The sequence below is a fragment of the Pseudoalteromonas sp. NCCP-2140 genome (genome assembly GCF_023708065.1).
Lineage (GTDB): Bacteria > Pseudomonadota > Gammaproteobacteria > Enterobacterales > Alteromonadaceae > Pseudoalteromonas.
Genome location: NZ_BRCZ01000001.1, coordinates 31,947 through 56,893 on the forward strand (window position 1 = coordinate 31,947; position 24,947 = coordinate 56,893).

23 protein-coding genes are annotated in these 24,947 nt (G+C 41.5%); 15 read left to right on the plus strand and 8 right to left on the minus strand.

Annotated features, from left to right (window positions below; all coding sequences use genetic code 11):
- Window positions 1–4: 4 nt before the first annotated feature.
- The 4 genes from trpCF to NFU46_RS00185 are packed head-to-tail and all read right to left on the minus strand — an operon-like array spanning window position 5 to window position 4,564.
- Entirely contained in the window at window positions 5–1,369 is a 1,365-nt protein-coding gene (gene trpCF / locus NFU46_RS00170) for a bifunctional indole-3-glycerol-phosphate synthase TrpC/phosphoribosylanthranilate isomerase TrpF (RefSeq protein ID WP_063529744.1), read from the minus strand.
- Window positions 1,362–2,381, minus strand: a complete 1,020-nt coding sequence (gene trpD, locus NFU46_RS00175; protein WP_251598624.1) for an anthranilate phosphoribosyltransferase — start codon at window positions 2,379–2,381, stop codon at window positions 1,362–1,364. Before trpD ends, trpCF begins: the two co-directional genes overlap by 8 nt.
- Before the next feature lie 9 nt (window positions 2,382–2,390).
- Window positions 2,391–2,996: an aminodeoxychorismate/anthranilate synthase component II gene (locus NFU46_RS00180; RefSeq protein ID WP_175081744.1), complete on the minus strand. Its 606-nt coding sequence runs from the start codon at window positions 2,994–2,996 to the stop codon at window positions 2,391–2,393.
- Entirely contained in the window at window positions 2,996–4,564 is a 1,569-nt protein-coding gene (locus tag NFU46_RS00185; protein ID WP_251598627.1) for an anthranilate synthase component 1, read from the minus strand. The genes NFU46_RS00180 and NFU46_RS00185 overlap by 1 nt, the downstream gene beginning before the upstream one ends.
- A gap of 521 nt (window positions 4,565–5,085) precedes the next feature.
- Between NFU46_RS00185 and NFU46_RS00190 the strand changes: the two genes are divergently transcribed.
- The 9 genes from NFU46_RS00190 (at window position 5,086) to NFU46_RS00230 (ending at window position 11,501) form a co-directional block, all read left to right on the plus strand.
- Window positions 5,086–5,925 carry an RNase RNM gene (locus tag NFU46_RS00190; RefSeq protein WP_251598629.1) on the plus strand — a complete coding sequence of 280 codons (840 nt, stop codon included), beginning with the start codon at window positions 5,086–5,088 and terminating at the stop codon, window positions 5,923–5,925.
- A 9-nt stretch (window positions 5,926–5,934) separates the two neighbouring features.
- Complete coding sequence (locus tag NFU46_RS00195) at window positions 5,935–6,555, plus strand: L-threonylcarbamoyladenylate synthase (protein ID WP_055021149.1); 621 nt, start codon at window positions 5,935–5,937, stop codon at window positions 6,553–6,555.
- Between the two features lie 8 nt (window positions 6,556–6,563).
- Entirely contained in the window at window positions 6,564–7,400 is an 837-nt protein-coding gene (locus NFU46_RS00200; protein ID WP_181447698.1) for a ScpA family protein, read from the plus strand.
- A 169-nt stretch (window positions 7,401–7,569) separates the two neighbouring features.
- Complete coding sequence (locus NFU46_RS00205) at window positions 7,570–7,863, plus strand: putative quinol monooxygenase (RefSeq protein WP_251598631.1); 294 nt, start codon at window positions 7,570–7,572, stop codon at window positions 7,861–7,863.
- A gap of 135 nt (window positions 7,864–7,998) precedes the next feature.
- On the plus strand, window positions 7,999–8,361 hold the full coding sequence (locus NFU46_RS00210) for a hypothetical protein (RefSeq protein WP_251598633.1): 363 nt from the start codon (window positions 7,999–8,001) through the stop codon (window positions 8,359–8,361).
- Between the two features lie 174 nt (window positions 8,362–8,535).
- A complete protein-coding gene (locus tag NFU46_RS00215) occupies window positions 8,536–9,036 on the plus strand; it encodes a hypothetical protein (protein ID WP_251598635.1) in 501 nt (166 codons plus the stop codon).
- Between the two features lie 94 nt (window positions 9,037–9,130).
- Window positions 9,131–9,982 (plus strand): GNAT family N-acetyltransferase, encoded by an 852-nt coding sequence (locus NFU46_RS00220; RefSeq protein WP_251598637.1) that lies wholly within the window; start codon window positions 9,131–9,133, stop codon window positions 9,980–9,982.
- A gap of 384 nt (window positions 9,983–10,366) precedes the next feature.
- Window positions 10,367–10,921: a cytochrome b gene (locus tag NFU46_RS00225; RefSeq protein WP_054552924.1), complete on the plus strand. Its 555-nt coding sequence runs from the start codon at window positions 10,367–10,369 to the stop codon at window positions 10,919–10,921.
- A 1-nt stretch (window position 10,922) separates the two neighbouring features.
- Complete coding sequence (locus tag NFU46_RS00230; protein WP_054561236.1) at window positions 10,923–11,501, plus strand: YceI family protein; 579 nt, start codon at window positions 10,923–10,925, stop codon at window positions 11,499–11,501.
- A gap of 62 nt (window positions 11,502–11,563) precedes the next feature.
- On the opposite strand, the gene NFU46_RS00235 is transcribed toward NFU46_RS00230, so the two are convergent.
- Entirely contained in the window at window positions 11,564–12,424 is an 861-nt protein-coding gene (locus tag NFU46_RS00235) for a TIGR02285 family protein (RefSeq protein ID WP_251598639.1), read from the minus strand.
- Window positions 12,425–12,537: 113 nt separating this feature from the next.
- Window positions 12,538–12,705: a hypothetical protein gene (locus NFU46_RS00240; RefSeq protein WP_165381452.1), complete on the minus strand. Its 168-nt coding sequence runs from the start codon at window positions 12,703–12,705 to the stop codon at window positions 12,538–12,540.
- A 362-nt stretch (window positions 12,706–13,067) separates the two neighbouring features.
- Here NFU46_RS00240 and NFU46_RS00245 point away from each other — a divergent pair, with 362 nt between their 5' ends.
- From NFU46_RS00245 to icd, 6 genes are all read left to right on the plus strand, one after another.
- Window positions 13,068–13,643 (plus strand): hypothetical protein, encoded by a 576-nt coding sequence (locus tag NFU46_RS00245; protein WP_251598641.1) that lies wholly within the window; start codon window positions 13,068–13,070, stop codon window positions 13,641–13,643.
- 45 nt (window positions 13,644–13,688) lie between these two features.
- Window positions 13,689–14,636 carry an acetoacetate decarboxylase gene (locus NFU46_RS00250; protein ID WP_251598643.1) on the plus strand — a complete coding sequence of 316 codons (948 nt, stop codon included), beginning with the start codon at window positions 13,689–13,691 and terminating at the stop codon, window positions 14,634–14,636.
- A gap of 2 nt (window positions 14,637–14,638) precedes the next feature.
- A complete protein-coding gene (locus tag NFU46_RS00255) occupies window positions 14,639–16,870 on the plus strand; it encodes an NAD(P)-binding protein (RefSeq protein WP_251598645.1) in 2,232 nt (743 codons plus the stop codon).
- 142 nt (window positions 16,871–17,012) lie between these two features.
- Entirely contained in the window at window positions 17,013–19,277 is a 2,265-nt protein-coding gene (locus tag NFU46_RS00260) for a TonB-dependent receptor (RefSeq protein WP_251598647.1), read from the plus strand.
- Between the two features lie 37 nt (window positions 19,278–19,314).
- Entirely contained in the window at window positions 19,315–21,996 is a 2,682-nt protein-coding gene (locus NFU46_RS00265) for a 7TM diverse intracellular signaling domain-containing protein (protein WP_251598662.1), read from the plus strand.
- A 92-nt stretch (window positions 21,997–22,088) separates the two neighbouring features.
- Window positions 22,089–23,354 (plus strand): NADP-dependent isocitrate dehydrogenase, encoded by a 1,266-nt coding sequence (gene icd, locus NFU46_RS00270; protein ID WP_251598664.1) that lies wholly within the window; start codon window positions 22,089–22,091, stop codon window positions 23,352–23,354.
- Between the two features lie 5 nt (window positions 23,355–23,359).
- Here icd and NFU46_RS00275 read toward each other — a convergent pair whose 3' ends face one another.
- Window positions 23,360–23,803 (minus strand): hypothetical protein, encoded by a 444-nt coding sequence (locus tag NFU46_RS00275; RefSeq protein ID WP_251598666.1) that lies wholly within the window; start codon window positions 23,801–23,803, stop codon window positions 23,360–23,362.
- A gap of 111 nt (window positions 23,804–23,914) precedes the next feature.
- On the minus strand, window positions 23,915–24,862 hold the full coding sequence (locus tag NFU46_RS00280; RefSeq protein ID WP_251598668.1) for a LysR family transcriptional regulator: 948 nt from the start codon (window positions 24,860–24,862) through the stop codon (window positions 23,915–23,917).
- Window positions 24,863–24,947 lie beyond the last annotated feature (85 nt).

Sequence of the window (24,947 nt, forward strand, 5' to 3'; positions counted from 1 at the left end):
AACCTCAATAATTTCTGATATGCGAAAACGCATTTTGTAATTTTGTTTGGCACTTTTTACCCGCTGACGCTTCAACGCCAGAATTTAGGTCAAGGCCGTTAGCACCGCGATAAAGCGCTGCATGGATATTTTCTGGGTTTAAACCCCCGGCTAACATAAACGGCACGGTTGCCGTCTCTAGCACTGACCAATCAAATGCTTCGCCTGTGCCGCCTTTTTGGCTTTTGCTGTAAGTATCGTATAAATGGCGATCAACCCCTTCAAGCGGTTTAGGTAATTCACCTTTAACGGCTTGGGCTTTCCAAATTTCACAGCCAAGCGGTAATTGCTTTCTGAGGCTTTGAATATACTCGCTATTCTCATCGCCATGTAATTGCACGGCCGCTAATTTTAAGCTTTGTGCATAATCGACCACTTGTTCTAGAGGTGCATTGACAAACACACCTACATACGCGAGTGGGGCACTTTGCGTAACTTGCTTGGCACAGTCTATATCGACATAGCGCGGTGACTTAGGATAAAAAATTAAGCCACCATACACAGCACCACTGGCGTAGGCTGCCATCGCATCTTGTGAACGGGTTAAACCGCACACTTTGTTCTCACCTAAAATCACTTTACGACACGCGGCTTCTAAGTCGCGTTCAGCCATCAGTGAGCTGCCAATTAAAAAGCCATCGCATAATGGTGCAAGACGTTTTACATCTTTATGGGTATAAATGCCCGATTCTGAAATCACTACTTTGTCATTTGGGATAAGCTGACGTAAACGCTCAGTTGTTGCAAGATCAGTACTTAAATCACGAAGGTCGCGGTTATTGATACCAATTAGGCTGGCATTAAGTGCAAGTGCACGACTAACTTCTTGCTCATTACTGACTTCAGTGAGTACTGACATATTTAAAGAATCAGCCACCTTGTGAAGCGCTAAATATTGCTCGTCATCAAGAACTGAGAGCATTAATAAAATGGCATCACCACCAGATAAGCGTGCTAAATAAACTTGGTACTCATCAATAAAGAAATCTTTACAAATAAGCGGCTGTTCCACTTGGCTGCGCACATACTCAAGGTACTCATAGCTGCCTTGGAAATATTTTTCATCCGTTAGTACGCTCATACAGGTTGCGTACTTTTTATAAACCGATGTAATTTCCTCTAAATTGAATGGTTCGCGAATAAGCCCTTTTGACGGTGAGGCCTTTTTACATTCTAAAATAAACTGCGTACCGGTTGCTGCTAATGCGCCTTCAAAGTCTCGCTTGGTTGGCACAACCTCGCTAATGAATGACTCAAGCGGGCGCTGTGCTTTTCTTTGTTCTAATTCAATACGTTTGTCGGCAACAATTTTGTCTAACACGTTAGCCATGACTTACCTCAATAATTGCGTTCAATGTGTCCATCGCTTTGCCTGATGCTAATAATTCGCTTACTTGATCTGCGGCTGCTTTTAAATCGCTTGCTTTATCGGTTAAATAAAGAAGGGCGGCAACGTTGGCTATAATGGCTGCGTTATGCGCCATTTCACCTTGACCTTGTAAAATCGCTAAGCTTGCTTTTGCGTTATATTCTGGGCCTTGGCCTGCTAGTTGTTCAAGTGAATAGTTTGCAAGACCAAAATCGCTCGCTGTTAGCGTGTATTCGCTCAGTTCACCGTTATTAAGTTCAACCACTTTGGTTGTCCCGTGTAAGGCAATTTCGTCAGTGCCTGCACCGTGAACCACCATAGCGCGTTTTGTGCCAAGGGTTTTTAAGGTTTCGGCCATGGGTAAACACAGCGAAGGGTCATAAACACCAAGCAATTGCACCTCAGGGGCAGCAGGGTTGGCCAGTGGCCCTAAAATATTAAAAATTGTGCGGCTTTTAAGGGCCGTACGCACACCCATCGCATGGCGTACACCACTGTGATAATGCGGCGCAAATAAAAATGTAAAGCCGGTATTTTCTAAACAATGGGCCGCTTGCTCAGGGCTCATATCTATATTGATACCCAAGGCTTTAAGTAAATCCGCAGAGCCCGAATTACTCGACACACTGCGATTACCATGTTTGACCATATTGATGCCCGCAGCGGCGGCAACAATAGCAGCCGTGGTACTAATATTAATTGTGTTTGAGCCATCGCCACCGGTACCACAGCTATCGGCAAGCAAGGTTTTGCTGGTTTGAAATGGCACTGCATTGGCGCGCATTGATGCCGCAGCACCGGCGATTTCATCACTTGTTTCGCCTTTTAGTTTTAGGGCGATAAGTGCTGCAGTTAATTCAATATCATTAAGCTTGCCATTCATGATGGCATCAAACAATTCAGTTGCTTGCGAAAACGATAAATCTTGCTTTGCTAATAATTGGTTTAACTGGGTTTGAGTTGTTGCTTCCATGTTATTCCTCTACTGCACGCGTGCGGTTAAAAATTCAATGCTTTGCTGTAATAGCAATGCGCCATTCGGCGTTAAAATTGACTCAGGATGAAACTGATAGCCAAGGGCATTATCTTGTTGATGGTAAATTGCCATTGGAATATTTTCATAACAAGCAATTACTTCAACATCATCAGGGACTTTGGTTGCCATTAATGAATGATAACGAGCAACTGGCATTTTATCGCCCATACCCGCGAATACTGGGTGCTCAGTCAACGCAATAATTGATGACTTGCCATGCACAGTTTCGCCTGCATGACCAATAACCCCACCGTAGCTTTGTGTTAGTGCTTGCTGGCCTAAACAGATGCCCAGCATAGGGAAGCGGCCTTTACACAGTTCAATGAGTTCCATTAAACAACCTGCATCAGATGGTGCGCCGGGGCCAGGTGATAGCACTAGTAACACAGGTACGGTTTCTTGGCACATTTTGTCGAAGATGCTTTGTGCACTGATGTTATTACGGTATACCACTAACTGGCACCCTAACATAGAAAGTTCATCGACTAAGTTATAACTAAATGAATCAAAGTTATCTAAAAAGTAGATTTTATAGGCTGATGTTGTCGTCATTATAGTGCCTCGTAAGTCGATTGAATCGCAGTGATCACAGCTTGTGCTTTAGCGCGGGTTTCATTGGCTTCTGATTGTGGATCTGAATCAAACACCACACCTGCACCTGCTTGTACGTAGGCCGTGCCGTTTTTAACAAACGCAGAGCGAATAACAATACAGCTATCCATGGCGCCATCACCCGTTAAATAACCCACTGCACCGCCATAGCTGCCGCGGCGTTTTTGTTCGGTTTGACGAACTAACTCAGCAGCGCGCACTTTAGGTGCACCCACTAAGGTGCCCATGTTCATACAAGCTTGGTAAGCATGTAGCGCATCGAGTTCAGGTTTTAAAGTACCCACAACGCGTGAAACTAAATGCATCACTTGTGAGTAGCGGTCTACTTTTAATAATTCTTTCGCGTGACGTGTACCTGGTACGCTAATACGGGCTACATCATTTCGCGCTAAATCAACTAACATCAGGTGCTCGGCACGTTCCTTTTGGTCGTTGCGAAGTTCAAGCTCAATGCGGCTGTCTAGGTCTGGATTAATTTGCCCGTTAGCAAACTTGCCGCGAGGGCGAGTACCAGCAATTGGGTATACCTCAACTTGTTTACTCTCTGCGCAATATTTGAGGGCTGACTCGGGTGATGCGCCGAATAACACAAATTCTTCATCGCGCATGTAAAACATATATGGGCTTGGGTTTTGTTGTTTTAGTTGGCTGTAAGCATGAAGTGAGTCAGGGCAGGCGAGAGAAAAAGTACGTGATGGAACAACTTGGAAAATATCGCCATCAACGATGTTGTTTTTTAACTTGATGACATGTTCGCAGTATTGCTCGTCGCTAACATCAACAGAAATTGGGTTTGAGCCGGTTTGCTTTTGCCCTTGGTAGCTTTGTGCATTGTCACATACGGCATTTAAACGCTCTAACTGTTGACCAACCTCAAAGCAATTAGCATGAACTTCAGGGCCGTTAAATACATTGCCAATTAGCTCGGTTGTTTTTGCTTGATGGTCGATGACAACTAACGTTTCGGCTAGGTAGAAAACATAATCTGGGCAGCTGTTTTCGCCGTCAGGCACATCAGAAAGAGTTTCGAAATTAGCAACCATATCGTAGGCAAATACACCGCCTAAGAACACAGAAAATGGGTTGTCTGTGGTGCTTTTAATACTATTAATACAGCTACGTAGCGCACTAAAAGCGTTATCTGCTACTAATTTACTGGCTTCATCAATGTCGCTTGCTACCTCGTTGTAGGTTAACGTTAATGTGTCTTCTACAAGCTCAGCAGAGCAGTTTTGCACATGAGTTTGTAAATAAGGCAGTAATTGTTTGCCGTTATTTGACTGTGCAGTGAGTGTGACCTGTTTGCCTTGGCAAACAATACGTAGCGCTGAGTCAACCAAAATTAGACTTTTTACACTGTCTTTAGAATCAATTTCAGCAGACTCTAACAGCAGTGAATTAGGCTTATCGAGTAAACTGTATAACGCAAGTGGGCTACTGATGTAGTCGCGCACTTGAGTGATACTGGTTACTTCACCCGGTGTCGTTGTTATATGACTAAAAATCAAACCTCATTCTCCCTCATTCCCAAAAACTCTTTAAAAAACAAAACCCCGCGAAGCTATGCTTGGCGGGGTTCGTATAAAGATGCCTATAAATTAGATAGACCCTTACCGTCCCGCTAAGCCAGGCGCCACCAATGATGTGTAAGAGTTGCTATGTAATTCATTATAAAACCTTAAAATTTAGATATAAAAAAACCCGCTACATGAGCGGGTTTTGAAATCGTTAGACACGACAATTCGTCACCCGCTAGTTACGAGTGCCACCACCAAATTGTGATTTGAATTGTTTTGTTCATTGTTATTGCTTATTTAACGTGTCTGAAAGTGCATACAGTAAAGCGTACCTAAGCCGATACTGTCAAGCATTAATTTACATATTAATACGTGTTTAGCTTTTACCCATCGCAATTACCCATTTATGTGGGTATATATGTCTAACCTAAAAAGATAATCACGCCCTGGCACTAAATTTTTGTTATACTCACATCATTGATTCAAGAACTTACGTAAAGCAGTCTTTCCCTTTGATAAAATACGATTTACATAGCCACACCACATACTCAGATGGTCAGCTATCAGTCGAGCAATTGTTACACCGCGCGGTTGAGAAAAACATAGATGTGTTTGCAATTACCGATCACGACACATTAAATGCGATAAAACCAGCTCGCCAAGTCATTGCAGATGATAATTTACCGCTTAAATTAATTGCTGGCGTTGAAGTATCAACAAAATGGGAAAGCTTTGAAATTCATATTGTTGGCTTAAATGTTGATGATGAAAATGACGCACTGTTGTCACTATTACAAGCGCAACAAGGCAAGCGTGAAGATCGCGCTTTAGAGATCGGTCGTCGCCTTGCTAAAAATGGTTTTGAAGGCATTTACGACCAAGCAAAAACATTTGCTGAAAACGCCCAGATCACACGGGCGCATTTTGCCCGAGCGCTGATTGAGCGTGGTGTTGCTAAAAACTTTCCTGGGGTATTTAAAAAGTACTTAGGGCGAGGAAAAACAGGCTATGTACCAAGTAGTTGGTGTGATATGCAAACCGCAATTGCTGCCATTCACCAAGCCGGTGGGGTTGCCGTTCTTGCTCATCCTGGGCGTTATCAAATGTCTAACAAATGGCTACGTAAGTTAATTATTGAATTTAAAGGCGCAGGTGGCGATGCGATGGAAGTTGCACAACCACAGCAAGCACCCAGTGAGCGCCAGTTTTTAGGTGAACTGAGTCGTGAATATGGCTTACTTGCGTCACAAGGGTCAGATTTTCATTTTCCGACCAGTTGGTTGGAGTTAGGTAAAAATTTATACTTACCAAAAGATTGCCAAGGGGTTTGGCAAGCATGGGAAGGGCAATAGGAGCGTGTAATGAGTCAGTTTTTTCATATTCATCCAGATAATCCGCAACCACGCTTAATCAGCCAAGCGGTTGATATTATCAAGCAGGGCGGTGTTATTGTTTACCCAACCGATTCGGGTTATGCACTTGGCTGTAACATTGGTAATAAGCAAGCAAAAGAGCGCATCGAACGTATTCGTGGTATTGAAAAACACCATAACTTTACTTTGGTCTGCCGTGACTTATCAGAGCTATCTACTTATGCTCGCGTTGATAATCAGTTATTCAGATTGATTAAAAATAACACCCCTGGGCCATATACGTTCATCTTTAAAGGCACTAAAGAAGTACCAAAGCGTTTATTAAACGAAAAGAAAAAAACCATTGGTATTCGTGTTATCGAACACCCAATCACCTGTGCTTTATTGGCTGAATTAGGTGAGCCGTTAATGTCGTGTTCTTTAATTTTACCGGGTGAGCAATATACCGAGGCTGATCCTGATGAAATTCGCGATCGCATTGAAAAGCAAGTTGATTTAATTATTCATGGTGGTTATCTTCCTGAACAGGCAACCACAGTAATTGACTTGTCGGATGATGATATCGAAATCTTACGTGTGGGTTGCGGTGATACTAAACCATTTGAGTAGAGACTTCATTGACTAGCCCAGAGCTTGACGCGCCAGATAATATACAAGAGCCAGTACAGCAAAAGCTGCCACTGGCTTTTTTGCATGGCAAAGCGGTGGTCGATAAACCTGAAGACTTATATATTCCACCCGATGCGTTAGAGATCATTTTAGAAACCTTTGAAGGTCCTCTCGATTTACTTTTGTATTTAATTAAAAAACATAAACTCGATGTACTAGAACTCTCTATTTTTAGTATTACAGAGCAATACGTTAGTTATGTTGAAATGATGAGCGAGTTTCAGCTTGAACTGGCTGGTGAATACCTTGTGATGGCGGCGTTATTAGCACAAATTAAATCACGATTATTATTACCAAAACATGAAGAGCTTGAAGAGGAAGAAGACCCACGAGCTGAGCTTGTAAGACGTTTACAAGAATACGAACAATTTAAAAAAGCCGCAGAAAACCTTGATGAGATCCCTCGCGAAGGCCGCGATATATTTGTAGCCGAAGCACTGGTGCCAGAATTGAGTGAGCGTGAGGTACTGTTACCTGACGTTGACATGAAAGACTTGTTAGTTGCACTAAGCGACGTTATGGCCCGAGCTAAAACATTTGAACATCATCATATTACCGCAGAAGCCTTATCGACCCGTGAACGCATGAGCTTAATCTTAGATAAACTCTCAGAAGCGCAATCACAGTTGCCTTTTAGTACTCTTTTTACGGTAGAAGAGGGCAGAAGTGGTGTTGTCGTTAGTTTTATCGCCATGTTAGAGTTGGTGAAAGAAAACCTGATCAGCTGCTTTCAGGTAGATGCCAATAGCCAGATTTATGTTGGTTTGGTGGAAGAAGGCGAATAGCTGAAAGTTAATAGTTTTAAGCTTTAAGCGGTAAGTTTTAAAGGCAGTAGATCAATTATTAAAACTGGGTCATTACTAGTTGAGGGCCTGATAAATATATCAGGACGCCAGCAATTTGCGACTACCCAGTTCTTGTCGTTATGTTCCGACTCATTCTATAAGGATATTTATGTCAAAAGTAACGTTGAAAGGGTTTATTTTAGTTCCTGAGTCTGACTTAGAGAACGTTAAATCTCAGTTGGTGACTCATAGGCGTCTTACCCTAGAAGAGCCTGGTTGTATTACTTTCAGTGTTACTGAACATACAGAAAACCCACTTCGCTTTGATGTATACGAAGAGTTTATAGATAAATTGGCATTTGAATATCATCAGCAAAGAGTTAAAAACTCTTTATGGGGTAAAGTAACAACTTGTGTTGAGCGACATTACGAGATCTTTGAGTCATCACCAGTCAAGAAGTAGCTAGTAACGAAAGTTTGCTTCATATGCGAATAAAAACACTTAACTTACAGAGTGTTAAACAATTGCACCAAGTCTCAGTACCTGATAAGTTGGCATTCCCCATTTTGGGGTAAGCCTACTATTAAGGAAAATATAATGAAAAAGTTAGGAATGGTACTGTTATCTCTCGCTGCATTTGGTGCCTCAGCTGCAGAAAGTTTGCAATTAGACCTTAACCTTTATTTGAATAATCAACTTGTAAAAACGCACGTTGTTAAAACTGAAGAAGACAAAACTCAAACAGTCACTGCAGATGATATTCTTAAATTTGATGTAACCCCTACGTTGAACGAGCAAATTGTGACACTAACATCAGCACTCTATAAATTTGAAAATGGCTCTTACAATAAATTTCAAGAACCTAAGTTAATGGTAAACCTTAACGAACCTGCAACGATTGAGGTTGGAACGGAGGGTGTTGAAGTGTATAGGATTGAAATAACAGCAAGTAAAATATAATTGCTAACTATCTACTCAGGTGTTTATTGAAAATACTAAACACCGAGTAGTGCAAGAAATCATTAAAATGACTAAGTAGTGAACTAATAAAAAATAGATTTCAATAAACAAGATAAAAAGTACCTAAAATGCTTGATTTGAGTATTTTAAGGGCATTAGCTCCTAGGGGAGAAAATGAATACACTAGAAGAATTGAAAGCTCACTCACCAAATTGTTTTTCGAATTTCGTATTAAAGAATTTACAGCTACCACAACTTCAACTTGATGAGCTATTTGTGAGCAAAGCTGTTCATTGTAAATGCGGGCACGATGCTTATTCTGTTTTAGGTCACAAAGAAGTTGAAGTTAAGGGTTTCTTTCGCAAACGAGAAAATGTGAACATTCTACCTCCGATATACCTTGAATGTTTAAATTGTGGTTCTGTGCAATTAATTTTTGACCCAGAAAAATATGGGTGGGATGGTATCAATGGCGATAACGCAAATGTTGTCGGTAAAGGAAAGCCTGTCCCTCTTGGTTTCGAAGGCAAGGTTGCTATTTTATACAGCTATCAAGGTCTAGAAAATTACGTGGATATTTCCTCGGAATTTGGTAGAGATATGTTTGATACTTTTGGTTTGTATATTTATAACCATAATAAGCTAGAGCCTATTATTAATTGTGAATGCGCATAATTTGCGATTCAGATTTGAATCAATCTACTTAGATAGTGCGATTTTAGTATTATTTAATTCACTGATTAGCAAACGGAAATTTTAAGGAAAGCAGATGCAAAGTAAACACTTTACAATCAAAACCATGACCAAGAAGGAAGTCGAACTCATGATTGATTGGGCAGCAGCAGAAGGCTGGAATCCTGGCCTTAATGATGCAGAGTGTTATTTTGCTGCTGATCCTGAAGGATTTCTGGTTGGTTTTCTTGACGATGAGCCTATCGCTACAATTTCTGCCATTAATTATCACGATGTATTTGGCTTTATTGGCTTCTACATTGTTAAACCTGATTACCGTGGCAAAGGTTACGGAATACAAATTTGGAATGCCGCGTTAAAGCGCCTTAAAGGGTTGAATATTGGCCTTGATGGTGTGGTGGAGCAGCAAGAGAACTACAAAAAGTCTGGTTTTAATCTGGCCTATCGCAATATTCGTTTTGCAGGAGTCGGCGCTGGTAATTCACCAAAAAGTGCAGATATTGTTGATCTTAATGCTGTGCCATTCGAAATTATTGACGCATACGAACAGGCTTTTTTCCCTGCGAATAGAGCAAACTTTACTAAAGCCTGGTTAAACCAACCCCAGTGCGATGCGTTTGGCGTAATGCACAATGGGAAATTGGCTGGATACGGGGTAATTCGCAAATGTCAGAATGGCTTTAAGATTGGCCCTTTATTTGCCGACTCACCACAATTGGCCGAATCTTTGTTCCTTGCTTTAAAATCTAAAGTGAGTGCCTCTGACGCTATTTTCCTTGATACGCCAGAAATAAATCAAGCTGCTGTCGCTTTAGCGCAGAAGTACAACATGCAAGTGTCGTTCGAAACCGCCAGGATGTATACCGGCGAATGTCCTAGCTTGCCATTAAACCGTATTTTCGGTGTGACTTCTTTTGAAATCGGCTGAGTTTATTGGGTTGAGTGATTAAACGGTTGTGAGTAAAACTAAAAATTTATCACGTTAAGAATTAAACGCTTTTATCAACGAGCATTCATAATATTGCTAGCACTTAGCACTTAGCACTTAGCACTTAGCACTTAGCACTTAGCACTTAGCACTTAGCACTTAGCACTTAGCACTTAGCACTTAGCACTTAGCACTTAGCACCTAGCACCTAGCACCTAGCACCTAGCACCTTCTGTCTTTCCCCTTTCCCCTTTCCCCTTACAACTTTACCCTTTCCCCTAAGATGTGCATATACGCACAGAAGCTGTTCGTTTTACGCTATTTTCATTATATAACCCATCGGTTAATCTATATTTAGTTTCACGATTCTCATGGGAAATGAGTATGTTAAAGAATTCAAAGTCAAGTTATGGCTGGGTTGCCATCTTAGTGCACTGGTTAATGGCACTTGGGGTGTTTGGTTTGTTTGGCTTAGGCGTGTATATGGTTGAGCTAACCTATTACGACGCTTGGTACAAAGGCTCTTTGGACTTACATAAAAGCGTAGGCATTACCTTAGCGGCATTGTTGTTGTTTCGATTTGGTTGGCGCTTATTAGGCACCCAACCTGAGCCTGTTGCAGGTAGTTCAAAAGCAATGAATCGAGTTGCACACTCAGTCCATAAGCTAATTTATTTAGCATTAATCGTCATTGTGACATCTGGCTATTTAATTTCTACGGCTGATGGCCGTGCAATTGAAGTATTTAATTTATTTGCTGTACCGGCATTACCAGAGTCGGTCGCAAACCAAGAAGATATTGCAGGTAAAATTCACTTTTATGCCGCGTATGGGCTAATAGCTGTGGTTGTTTTACATGCTTTAGGGGCACTAAAACATCATTTTATCGATAAAGATAAAACCTTAATTAGAATGATCAAACCATTGAAGGATGATTAATATGAAAAAATTACTATTAGGCACAGCACTAAGTGCTGCACTTTTCTCAACAGCAAACGCAAATGCAGCTGACTACGTTATTGATACAGACGGTGCACACGCATTTGTAACTTTTAAAATTAAGCACTTAGGTTACAGCTGGTTACATGGTCGCTTTAATACTTTCTCAGGTGATTTTAGCTATGACGATAAAGCGCCTAATGCATCTAAAATCAATGTAACGATTGATACTAAAAGCATCGACTCAAACCATGCTGAGCGTGACAAGCACTTACGCGGTAAAGACTTCTTAAATGTTGATAAATACCCAACTGCAACATTTAAAAGTACCTCAATCAAGTTTGATGAAGACGGTGACGAAGCAGATGTTACTGGTGAATTTACCTTGAATGGTGTAACCAAAACCATTACTTTTGAAATTGACAAAATTGGTGAAGGTAAAGATCCGTGGGGCGGTTACCGTGTTGGTTTTGAAGGCGAAACAAGTCTTAAATTAACTGACTACGGTATTGACTACAACCTTGGTCCGGCTTCAACGCATGTTGATATTGGTTTATTCATTGAAGGTGTACGTAAGTAAGCACCGTTAATACGACCGCCAGTTCGCATAACTATGTGGGTTGGTAAAATTAAAAGTGCCGCTTAATGAGCGGCACTTTCGTTTCTATCTTTTAATCTTTTTTCTAGAATGGGCTGCAAATTATCCGGTAGCCAGCGAACTAAAACATCATGAAAAGCATCTGTATGAGCGATTTTCTCAAGAGCTTCATCTAATAATTTTACCGTTACTTCACCTTGCTTGTTTTTAGTGCAGCCTATATAGCCAATGCTTAACGCCGGAGCTTCAGTAAGTGATAGTTGAGTTAAGTCACCTTCAAAGCCCATGGAATGAGCCAAGTAATAATGCTCGCTTGGGTAGCCAAGTAATATATCAATACGTTTTTTTTTCAGCATATAAGTTAGGCTTGCGAGGGTGTCTCTGCCGGGGCGAGAGATAATATTAGCGTCATGACTTTCGTTAATCACTTTGTCGATATTTGCTCCAAAAGAGCGACTCATAGAGACCCCTAAAGCAAGGTTTTCGGCTAGTAATGATTTAAGTGACACAGGTTTTGTTGAGTCTAGCTTAAGTTTTGTTGCTAACTCTTTACGTATTGCAATAGACGGCGACAAACCAACAGTGGATGAATGTTCAGTAAACTGAATATGCTGTTTGCGGTGCTCGCTTTGATATAACGACAGCATACAGTAATTATTTTGTGGGTTTGATAGTTCATGCACGGCACGACTGGCTGGCAATAAAGTGCGTTTAAATGAAACCTCAGGCAGTGCTTTTTCTAATAATTTGATCACACTTTCATCACGACCTGTGCCTTCATATTTATCATGCATGATGTAGTAGGGGGCAAAATCGACCATGATCCACTCAATAGCCTTCGGTTGCTTGGTTGCAGCAACTGGCAGGCAAAAAAGTAATAGTAAAATAGACCACACAAAACGCATTTTTACTACCTATTTATGGACTAAAAATATAAGTGTAGCAGGAATTTAGCTATATGCAGGCTGGTGGTGAAAACTAAAACGCCAGCTTGTTGGCTGGCGTTTATCGGTAGGGTTTAGTTGGCTTTTAACCACTTCACAAATTGGCGTGCATCACTGGCCTTTTGGAAGATGGCATTTTTTAAGCCCTGCGTGTCACTAAAAATTACACGCTGTTTATTTACCGAGATTGATTGCACTGGATGTGCGATCTGGATCAAAGATCCGTTGTATTTATATGACATAATAAAACTCACTCTTTCTTTTGTCAGTGTCTGTAGAGCTTTAAAAGGCATTTAAAAATACAGACCGACATTTGTTGTCTTGCTAACAGTGTTGACTAAGTTTGTGACAGTTTGGTGATGATTTGAAAATTCATCAAAATGTCATTTAGCAAACAAGTTGCAAGTATTTATACGAATATGCGGGAATTACTGGATCAAGGTAAGGGGTTAACCGCGTGGTTTCTAAAAACCAGACAAGTAGATTACTGTAAGAATTAACTAAGCGCAAGGTTTATTTTTTAAACATCAAAAATAATCTCTGGATGTTTAACAGAAACAGGCGTATTGTGATTAGGCACAAAATAACAATAAGAAGTATGCTTATGAATTACCTTTTGGTATCAGATATATTCGGTAAAACAGCGCATTTATCGCTGCTTGCTCAGCAGCTTCGCGGTAAAGTGAGTCTTTGCGATCCTTATCTAGGAGAAATTCAGCTCCCTATAAACGAGCAGTTTCAATACCAGCATTTTATAACTCATTGCGGGCATGATAGTTATTTTGAACGGGTACATGTCAAAATGGCCGCTATTCGTCAGCCAACCACGATTATTGCATTTAGTGCAGGCGCAGCGGCTGTTTGGCGAGCTCAAGCAGAGTTAAAAAATTCATTCATTAAAAAAATTATTGCCTTTTATCCATCCCAAGTCAGGCACCACCTTGAGCTTGAAGCCAAAGTTCCTTGCCGATTTATTTTTCCTCACAGTGAAGAACATTTTGATATAAAGCCTGTGATTGCAACATTGAAAAGTAAAGCGAAGGTGGGCTGTGAAATAGCCGACTTTGGTCATGGTTTTATGAATCCGTTATCTGAGAATTTTAATCAGCTTGGCTATCAGCAATTTACAGAGCAACTGTTAAAAGAAAGTTGTCATCTAGAAGTTGCCACCAACCATTAAAAACTAGTCTATAGTCATTACTAAACAATAATATAAGTAATGACTATGACGGACCAAGCAAATTACAGCCACTTCTTATCTAACCCGGTTGCTAAACCACCTTGTCGAATGATCAATGCGCAAATGTACGGATTTTTTGTGTCTGGCTGTGAGCAAAAAATGCAGAAGTATGTTGATGCAACTTTAAACCTACTAGCAACCGAATCAACCTCGTTTAATGTGTTAGGGAGCACGTGTTTACTTACCTTCACTGATATCGAAAAAATTTCTTCGTTAACGCCACCGTTTTCAGAGCATGGCTGGATGCAAGAAACCGATATTATTATTTGGCTCCCAGTAGCAAAAATGCTCGATGGAGATATTAGTCATTTATATTGGTATCCGGCATTTATTAGCGTCAATAACATTTATGCTTTGATTAATGGCCGGGAAGCCTGGGGCTACAATAAATACCTCTGTGAATATCAAATGCCTGCGACTGTGAGTGATGCGGGCGCCTTTAGTATTTCTTTAGAATGTTTTGATGTGTTTAACCCTGACTCTAAATTAGCGATGCATGAGCTATTAACCATTGAGCAAACACAGGCAAGTACCAAGGAAAACTTACTCGATAACTTATCGCATTTTTCTAAACACGTTACAGATTTGTTTGATGCGCAAATTAAAGGCATTGATTTATCGCTTCTTAAACAATTGTTAGACGGGTTTATTCATCCGCAGATGGATCAAATTTTGTTTAAACAATTTCCCGATGGACAAGGAGATAAAGCCGTTTATCAATGCGTGGTTCACTCACCATCGCTAATCAAAAAAATTCATCAATTAAAACTTTTACACAATGATTTTAGCTTGGATGTAAAAGCTCTTGCGAGCTTTCCTTTGCATGACATGTTTGGCATCGCACTTGGCAAACAAGCGGTTCATTTACCTTTTTACGTCAATATGGACTTTGACCAGCTTGGCGCAACACAACTGTTACCAGCACAGGGGTAACCATGGAAAAAGAAAAAATCACCATTGTCGGTGGCGGTGTTGCAGCGATGACTGCGGCAGTGTATTTAACCGAGCAAGCTAATTGGCAAAGCCAGCGCGAAATTACCGTTTATCAACAGGGTTGGCGCCTTGGCGGTAAAGGGGCGAGTGGCCGAAACGCCCATTTTGGACAGCGAATCGAAGAGCATGGTTTACATGTTTGGTTTGGCGCCTACGTGAATAGCTTTCGCACCTTAGAAGGGGTGTATAACTCACTCAATCGACCAGCTAGTTGTTCATTGGCTACTTGGCAGCAGGCATTTAAACCACATAGTTTTATTGCTTTACAAGAGTTTATTGATAACGAATGGCAAACTTGGCCAATTGATTTTCCTACCGTTGAAGGCAACCCCGCTGATGGCAGTCTAGATATAACAGTGTGGGACTTTGTCACCATGACATTAGCATGGCTAAAAAAATGGACCGAAGGCATTGAGCATGTTTGTCAGCAGCAAGATGCTAAAACCATTTTAGTGACTAAAAAGTCACGGGATCAATCGTTACTCAAACACATGTATCAAGAAATCAAAGCAGACATTGATACCCATTTAAATGGCGCAAAGCAGTTTATTGATGATATTGAAGCAGGTGCAACTGAAATTGCCTCGAACCCACGAACATTGATAACTCATTTGCTGCAGTTCACCGAAAAGCAGGCCACCCATACAGATAAGCAGGCCGATCGGCTGGTGATTTGGTATATCGTCAGAAAGTTAAAACGTTGGTTTAAAGACCAAGTTATTGATCTACTAGATGACAACCCGGAGCTGCGCAGACTTTATATTTGTGCCGATCTTGCGATTGCAATGCTCACAGGACTGATTAAAGACAAAGTATATCGCGACGGTTTTGGTGTCATTAATTGCTACGATTTTCGTCAGTGGCTCGAAAAAAATGGTGCGAATAAAACTTACAGCGTTGATTCAGCGCCAGTGCGCGGCTTTTATGATTTGGTGTTCGCTTACCCTAAAGGTGACTTTAGTAAACCCAATGTTGAAGCAGGCGTTGCCGCCCTTGCTATGTTACGTATAGGGCTTTGCTATAAAGGCGGCGTGATGTGGAAAATGCAAGCAGGCATGGGCGATGTCATTTTCGGACCAATTTATGAACTTTTAAAGCAGCGCGGCGTTAAGTTTAAGTTCTTCCATCAGTTAAATAACTTGTCTGCTGGGCAAACTGACCAAGGTGAGCCGCAGGTAAGTGAGATTGAGCTTTGCCAACAGGTGAGTTTAGTTGGCCAAGATTATCAACCGCTCATTGATGTAAAACAGCTGCCATGCTGGCCAAGTGAACCCCTGTATGAGCAAATCAGCCCAGAACAAGCGCACTTATTGCAAGAATATCAAATCAATTTAGAGTCTTTTTGGAGTAATTGGCCAGAGGTGTATCAAGAACACTTTAGTACCCCATTGCCAACAGTGACGCTTCGTCATGGTATTGATTTTGATACACTGATTTTAGGGGTCTCGGTTGCCTCACTTGAACACGTTGCCTCTGAACTTTTAGCTGTAGATTACGCGCTTTCTCAACAAGCAACAAAAGTGCAAAGTGTGGCGACTCAGGCTTGCCAAGTATGGTTGAATAAAACCGACCCACAACTTGGCTTTACGCAAACTAATGCTGCTCATGAAGGGCCTATTTTAAGTGGCTTTGTCGAGCCGTTTGATACTTGGGCTGCAATGGGCAACTTGCTCGATAAAGAAGATTGGCCAAGTGACAACTCTCCAGTTAATGTTGCCTATTTTTGCAGTGCGTTTAGCTGCGAAAACTACCCACCTGCCAGTGCACATCAATTCCCAGAGCAAATGAAAGCCGAAGTAAAATTGAATATGCATAATTTGTTTAGCGCAGAAATGCGGCCACTTTGGCCTGAAGCCTATATTGATAACAAGTTTGATTGGCAGGTTTTTTACAGTGATCCGCATAGCATTTTACCTGTACTAGAGCAGCAATATTGGCGCGTTAATGTCGATCCCAGTGAGCGCTATGTCCTATCTGTGGTTGATTCGAGTAAATACCGTTTGGCTACAGATGGTAGTCAGTTTGTCAATTTGCGCATCACTGGCGATTGGATAAAAACAGGGGTTAATGCGGGCTGCGTTGAGGCTGCTGTGATGGCCGGTATGCAAACAGCCCGGGCAATATGTGGTTGGCCAAACGAAATCAGCGGAGAGCATGCATTCGAAAAAGGTTAGTGTGAGCAAAGTTGTAAATAAGTATGCGTATAAGTCATGAATTTTCATGATTTATATGCGACTTTAATCTATTGTTTGGTCTATACTTACCACTAAATTACAACAATTTAACAAGTTTCCCTCTTTTAAGGTCTAAAAGCCAATGAAGCGTCCTTTTCTTAAAGATCCTAAGTTTATGATGTTGTCGAGCACCAGCTTGGCTGCATGTGTAATGGCAAGCGCTGTTGCACAAGGAGCTGAGACTGAAAAAGACATGGAAGTTATTAGCGTTTATGCACAAAAGCGTCCGCAAGCAATTGAAGACGTTAGTGTGGCGGTAAGCCAAGTGAATGGCGAAACTTTAAAAGCTCAGCATTTTAAAGATTCAACTGAAATTGGTTTGTTTGCGCCAAACGTTAAAATCACCCAAAACGCCGCAGAAGGGACGCCTCCAGCTGTGAGCATCCGTGGGGTGGGGTTACTTGATTATAATACGGCGAATACCTCACCTGTTGCCATGTATATTGATGGTGTTGCGGTGGGGTCTGCCAATAATCAAATTGTTAACTTGTACGATATTGAACAACTCGATATTTTACGCGGCCCGCAGGGTACCTTGTTTGGTCGTAATTCTACCGGTGGTGCAATACTTATACGCTCAAATCGCCCTGAGTTTGATAGCTATGGCTCGCTAACATTAGGTGTTGCCAATAACAACGCCACCAGCGTCGATGGTATGTGGAACCAGCAACTCTCAGATTCCAGCGTAATGCGTATTGCTGTTAACTATCAAGACTATGAATATTCAACAAAAAATACCTATGCAGACTCACCAACAGCAGGCATGGAGCAAAAAAATGCACGTGTGTCTTTTTTGTCCGAGTGGGATGATGTTGATCTTTACCTGCAAGCGCATATTGAAGATTGGGATGGTATTGCCCAGCCAGTTGGGAGTATTGGTATTGTCGCAAACCCTTTAACGGGTGAGCTGTGTTCACCAGCAGATGCGGGCTCAACACGCTGTTTTGATAACTTTGGTTTTAATGATGGCAGTGATGATTTTTTTGCAGTGAGCGTTAATAATGACTCACCTCATAAATCCGATGGCTACGGTTTTATCGCCGAAGTCAATTGGCATTTAAACGAGCAAAGTACATTTACCTCACTTTCGAGCTTTAACGATTTAGAAAGAAGCCACGCTTTTAACTGCGATGGCTCGCCAGCTCGTTTGTGCGAAGGAGTATTAGGGCTAGATACTCAACTATTCAGCCAAGAATTCAGGTTATTAAACGAACTTGCTGATTACACACTCACCAGTGGTGTTTATTTTGCAGATGAGACGATTGAGCAAGATAATTTAAATGATATTTTGCGTGATTTCCGGGGTATTTTACCGACAAGCTTAACCGCGACCTTTATTTACGATAACAAAATCAAGATGCAAAATTTGGCTGTATTTAGCCAAATTGAAGTGCCTGTCGCAGATAAATGGATGATTACAGCCGGCCTTAGATATGACTATGAGTCACTTGAGTATGACTCAATCGCCACGTTAAATGCGGTGGTTGATGTGAACGACTTAGACGGAGTGCTTGTACCATTTTATCGCGTTACCGATGAGCAATCAGACAATGGCTTTACTGGTCAATTTGCCGTTAATTATCGCTATTCAGATGCAAGCAATCTTTATTATCGTTTTGCTAATGGTAGTAAAAGTGGTGGCTACAACGGCGGCTTTTTGTCATCTGAAGAACAAGCAATCTTAGCAAACTATGGCAAAGAGCGCTTGAATGCCCATGAAGTTGGCTTAAAGTCGTTCTGGCCTGGCAAGCAACTAAGAATGAATTGGGCGGCGTTTTACTATGACTATAACGACCAACAAGTGTTTATGAACCAAGCGTCAGAAATACCGCAAATGCCTCCTGTGCAATTACTTGAAAATGTGGCTGATTCAATCATTTACGGCCTTGAAACTGAAATTAATTACCAAGCAACTAAACAATTAGCCATGCTACTTTCAGTTGGCTATATCCCTCATGCTGAATTTGAAGATTACGTTGACCCACTTGGCAACAGTATTACCGATAACCAACTGCCGTTTACCTCTAAATGGAATGTATCAGCGGGATTAAAATACGATACCAGCTTGGCGTCGTATCCGTTATCGGCCAACATTATTTACGATTATCAGTCTGAGTTTTATTTTGACCAGAACATGAACCCATATGCCCGCCAATACGGCTTTAGCATTGTTAATGCGCATCTAAAATATGATGTTGATAATTGGTCATTTACTTTATGGGGCAAAAATTTATTTGATACTGAATACAGTCAGTTAAAGTTCGATTTAAGCTCGTTCCTAGGCATGCTTGAAGACTTTAAAGGGGAAGGGCGTCGCTATGGCTTTGATGTTTCACTGCAATTCTAGTCGTTGCCATCTCCAAAATGCTACAGGGGTTTTGTGAATGCGGTTAAAGCTGTATTTAAGCACTCTGCTGTTTTTATTGCTATTAAGTGTTGCGGCTAATGCACAAGAGACGTTTGTCTACACCGATGCTGTGGCTGATCAAAACCTTCATGATGTCGGTGAAGTGTTTACGGCAAATGATAATATGTTTCCGCAATCGGTGGCTGCGATTGATGCTTGGCGAGCCAGCAAAAAACCACAATCTCGAATAAGCTCTGTCGGCGGTAGCTATTGGTTAATTGTTGAAATTGAAAATCTAAGTGATATTGAAGATTTAGTTCTCTACCCGTATAACACCTTGGTTTCGAAAATAGAAAGCCGCATTTACGATATAACTGATCCAAGTGCTCCGGTACAGCACTTTGTAACCGGTGGGGTCGAGCCGAATCAATTTGCTTTTCACTATGGTAATCGTTTATCTCTTGAAAAAGGTAAGCACTATACGCTTATCACTTATTTTGAGAGTGACTACTTTTATACTCCCGCAAAGCTGGTATTAACGCCTTATCAAGATTATTTTCAAAACATAACCGTCGAAAATATGATCATGATGCTGTGCTTTGGGGTGGGCATTGCACTTGGTTTATATAACTTATTAATTTACTTGGTTTCCCGTGATGTTACACACCTGTATTACGCATTATTTACTGCATCCTGGGTGTTTGCTTGGAGCCATTTTTTCCATATTTCTGATCAGCTGTTTGGTTACTATAATCCCCATCTTCACTGGCTCGGCTTTGCCCTCACGCCCTTAACCAATATTCTATTTTACAACAACTTACTTAAACTCAAAGAAACATTTCCGAAACTGGCGCAATTATCACTCACGGTGGGTGTAATCGCCACTTTGGGTATTCCGTTTTGTATTTTATGGCCAAGCTTTGGTTTTTATTGGTCAACGTTAGTAACGGGTGTTGCTTTATGTTTAGGCTTATACATAGGTATTCGCTGTATGCTCATTGGCTTTAAGCCAGCACGCTATTTTGTGCTTGCTTACATTGCTATGATGCTACCGAATATGGTCGGAAATTTAACTAATTTAGGCTTGCTGCCTGCTACTTCCATTAATTTATATTTATTGGGGTTGATAGGCACAGCCATGGACGCCATGTTACTGGCGTTTGCTGTGGCCGATAAGTTTAGGCTGCTTCACGATGACAACGTAGAGCTCAATAAAAATCTAGAAGAAAAAGTCCATTTAAGAACCTTGGAGCTTGAAGAGCTTGCCTCTGAGCTTCGCGATGCGAATGAAGCTAAAAGCCGTTTCTTAGCGAATATCAGTCATGAGATTCGCACCCCAATGACATCAATTATTGGCTATGCAGATGGCATTATGCTCGGGGACATTAAGCCTCATGAGCGCAACCATGGGATTGGCGTTATATTGCAAAATAGCCGCCATGTTCTTGGATTAATAAACGATATACTCGATATGTCGAAGATTGAAGCCAACAAGCTAGAAATAGATTTAGTCGAAACAGACTTGTTTGCCACGATTGCCAATATTGAGTCACTTATTGGCAAGCAAATCCGTGATAAGGGCTTAAAGTTCAGTGTTGATTATCAGTTCCCGTTGCCAGACTACCTAATTACCGATCCGAGTCGTTTAAGGCAGATCTTATTAAACTTAACAACCAACGCCCTTAAGTTTACTCAAGTGGGGCGTATAACTTTAACGGTGAGCTGTCATAACGATAAGTTGTCGATAAGCGTAAAAGACACCGGTATTGGCATGACAGACAAAGAGCAACAAGCCTTGTTTAGTGCCTTTTATCAAGCGGATTCAAGTATTTCTAGGCAATATGGCGGTACCGGGCTTGGCCTTAATATTTCAAAGAGCCTCGCCAAAAAATTGGATGGGGATATTAGCGTTAAAAGTAATGTCGGCTCTGGCAGTGAGTTTATTTTCACCATGTCGATTTATACTACAGATAATACACGCTGGCTTAATGATATGAGCGAAGTGAAGCTCGTTGAAACCTCACCGTTTAGTAAGCTTGATGCACCAGAGAACTTAAAGGGCAGAGTATTACTTGCCGAAGACCACCCAGACAACCGACGTTTAATTGCGCGAATATTAGAGCGTATGGGGCTGACAGTGACCACCGTTGAAAATGGTAAAGACGCAGTGCAAGCAACCCTCGAAGACAGCTTTGACCTTATTTTACTCGATATTCAAATGCCGATTATGGACGGTCAAGAGGCATTGAAAATGATGCAAGCAACGGGAGTAAGCGCGCCAATCATTGCACTGACAGCGAATACCATGAAGCATGAAATTGCCCGTTATATGAAGCAAGGCTTCAATGATTTAATCGCCAAACCAATTGATAGAAACGCGTTTAGCCATAAAATTGCCAGTTACTTAGATTGCGATGAGTTAGCCGATATCAAGTTACCTGAAAAAGAGTTTCAGGCGCTTAAAGATGACTACATAAAAGGTCTTGAAGAACAGTATCGAGAAATGCGCGAGCAATACAAAAATATGGACATTGATGGCTTAAGCAGAAATGTTCATATGCTTAAAGGTGCTGCGAACATGTTCGAATGTGAAACGCTTTATGTTAAAGCGGTTGCCGTTGATGCTGCGCTTAAAAAAGATACCGTCACGCTCGATACGCAGCTTATTGCCTCCTTATTTTGTGCCATGCAAGACGAGATAACCAAGGTAACGCATTGATTGCTTGAATAGCGGCTATTTCTTTGTAAGCACAGACAAATTAGCTATTTCTTGATATTAATATTATTAAAACACCTTGCTGGGAAGGCATGATGCAGTATCAACACATTTCAGTACCCTCGAATGGCGCGCAAATTACTATCGATAGTAAGGGTCAATGGCATATTCCTGATAACCCGGTTATTGCTTACATTGAAGGCGATGGTGTGGGTCAAGATATCAGCCCGGTGATGCGAGATATTGTTGATGCTGCAGTGAATCAGGCTTATCAAGGCGATAAACAAATACATTGGATGGAAGTGTTCAATGGCGAAAAAGCAGCTGCGCTTTACGATGGCGACTGGTTCCCGCAAGAAACCCTACATGCCGTTAGGCAGTATAAAATTGCCATAAAAGGGCCATTAACAACCCCCCTTGGCGGTGGTTTCCGTTCTTTAAATGTGGCTCTTCGTCATGAGATGGACTTATTCGTTAACATGCGGCCCATTCGCAGTTATCCGCATTTACCATCTCCTTTAAAAGAGCCTGAAAAAACCCAAATCACAGTAATACGCGACAGCTCAGAAGACGTTTACTCAGGCATTGAGTGGCAGGCTGGCAGTATCGATAACGAGCGTATGCTTGATTTTCTGTGCCAAGAAATGGGTGTCACCCGACTTCGCTTTGATAACCAATGCGGTATTGGCATTAAAAATAGCTCGAAAGAGGCGGCAGAGCGACTGATGCGTTACGCCCTTAACTTTGCCCTTAAAGAGCACAGTGAGTCACTGACTGTGGTGCACAAAGGCAATGTACTTAAATTTACCGATGGCGCCTTTAAACGTTGGGCATTTGCCCTTGCTGAGCAAGAGTTTAACGCTGTAGCGCATGAAAATGGTCGTTGGTTAGTGATCAAACGTGACGAGCAAGATGATTTAATTATCAAAGAAGTCATTGCCGATAACATGCTACAACAAGCGCTGCTCACCCCAGAGCAATTTGATGTGGTGGTAACAACCAATCAAAACGGCGATTACTTAGCTGATATGCTAACCGCACAAGTCGGTGGGGTAGGTATTATGCCTGCGGCAAACTTAAATAATGAAGTGGCCTTTTTTGAACCGACTCATGGCACATTTAATCGCATAGCCGGGGAAGACAGTGCAAATCCAACAAGCAGTATTTTAAGTGCGGTTATGATGCTACGTTTTATGGGCTGGCACGAAGCGGCGAATAAAATAGAAAAAGCCCTAGAGCAGACGCTTAGCGCAAATGAAATGACGTTTGATTTGGCTAACCTAGTAGCCGATGCGACGATGCTTAGTTGCAGTGATTTTGCAACAAGCATCATCGCGCGAATAAGTAACTCAAATAATTAACCATATTAAGCGGCATTGGCGCTTTTAACAGCGTAGACACATGGTTTGCCTGTTAATTGTGCTGCACGTTGATAAATGTGTTCTGCACCAGGTTCGTTACTTGTCATGCCTGTTAATGTGTCCATTAACGCAACCACTAAAATAGCTGGTACTTGGCAGCAGTATTCATCTAACACTGCAGTTGTTGTTTGTGCATCAACATGACAATGCGGGTGAGTACGTACTGTGCTATATGCTTTTAACAGTGTCTCTGCTTGTAGAACATCATCATCTTGATGTTTGGTTTTACGGCATTGGCAACCAAACTCATCAACCATTGTTGCCAGTGTTTGGTAAATTTCTTCGCAAGCTAAATCGCTTTTTTTACAAAGCTGCTGCTCGATGAATGAGTGTAATTGACCATTGATGTAAAGGCCGTCCTGTTGAGTGAATTGCGCTGAAGTTTTCATAATCATTTTCTCTTTGTTTATGTGCTTAACTTCACTCTAGCCCTTCACTCATTATTAATGAAATTGTTGTTTTCAATAACTGATATTGATTTTATCAATATTATACTGTTTTTAGCGATCAGCCACGGTACTGGCAAAGGCAAGTAGCTCTCTACGCAGCCACTGGTGTGGGTTTGCGTGATGTAGCAAAGGGCTCCATAACATTTTTACTTCAATAGGGACTATTTGAAATGGCACTGGACTTATTACCAAATCAGTGTGTTTTGCTAATAGCATGGCTTGGCGGCGGGGCAATGTTGCTATGAGTTGAGGTGATTGGCAAAGTAGGCTCGCCACCATGTAATGGCGGGTGAATACGCGAATATTGCGGGTTTGTTCTAGTTGCCATAATGCCTCATCGACCCAGCCTAGTTTTTGGCTGCCTGATTTATTTGTTATTGCCGCTTCTACGCCCCAACCAGCCCGATTCACCCAAATGTGTTCTTGTGCAAGGTAGCCTTCAAGGTTTTGCTGTTGTAAGTAAGGGTTGTCTGGGTGTGTTAAGCAGCAGTAATTGTCGCGCCACACACTGGCTTGGTGGAATGAGCGGGGCAGGCCGTTAAAGCGATTAATGGCAAGGTCGATGGTGCCTTTTTCCATATCTTGAAGATTAACATCGCTTGGGCTCAAAATATCAAAGTTAAGCCCCGGATTCTTTGCTAGCTGCTGGGTGATAAACGGCGCAATAAGGGTTGATTCAAGATAGTCGTTTGCCATGATCCGAAACGTAATATTCGCGGTGCTCGGGTCGAATACCTCACTTGGCTGAGTAATTTCCTCAGCCATTTTTAACAGTGATTCTATTTCAGGTTTAAGGCTGAGCGCTTTTGCGGTTGGCGTCATTGTGCCAGAGGCTCTCACTAATAATGGATCATCAAATAAATCACGTAAACGCTTAAGGGCGTTACTCATTGCAGGTTGAGTCAAAGCTAGTTTATTGGCGGCTTTAGACACACTTTGTTCGTCAATGAGGACATTTAAATACACCAATAGGTTGAGGTCGACGTGCCTAATATTCATTTGATCAATCTTATTTATTATCTTTATTAATTACCTAAATTAAAGCGCGCTTGCTATTGTGTGTAAACAAGGCGACTAAAATAAT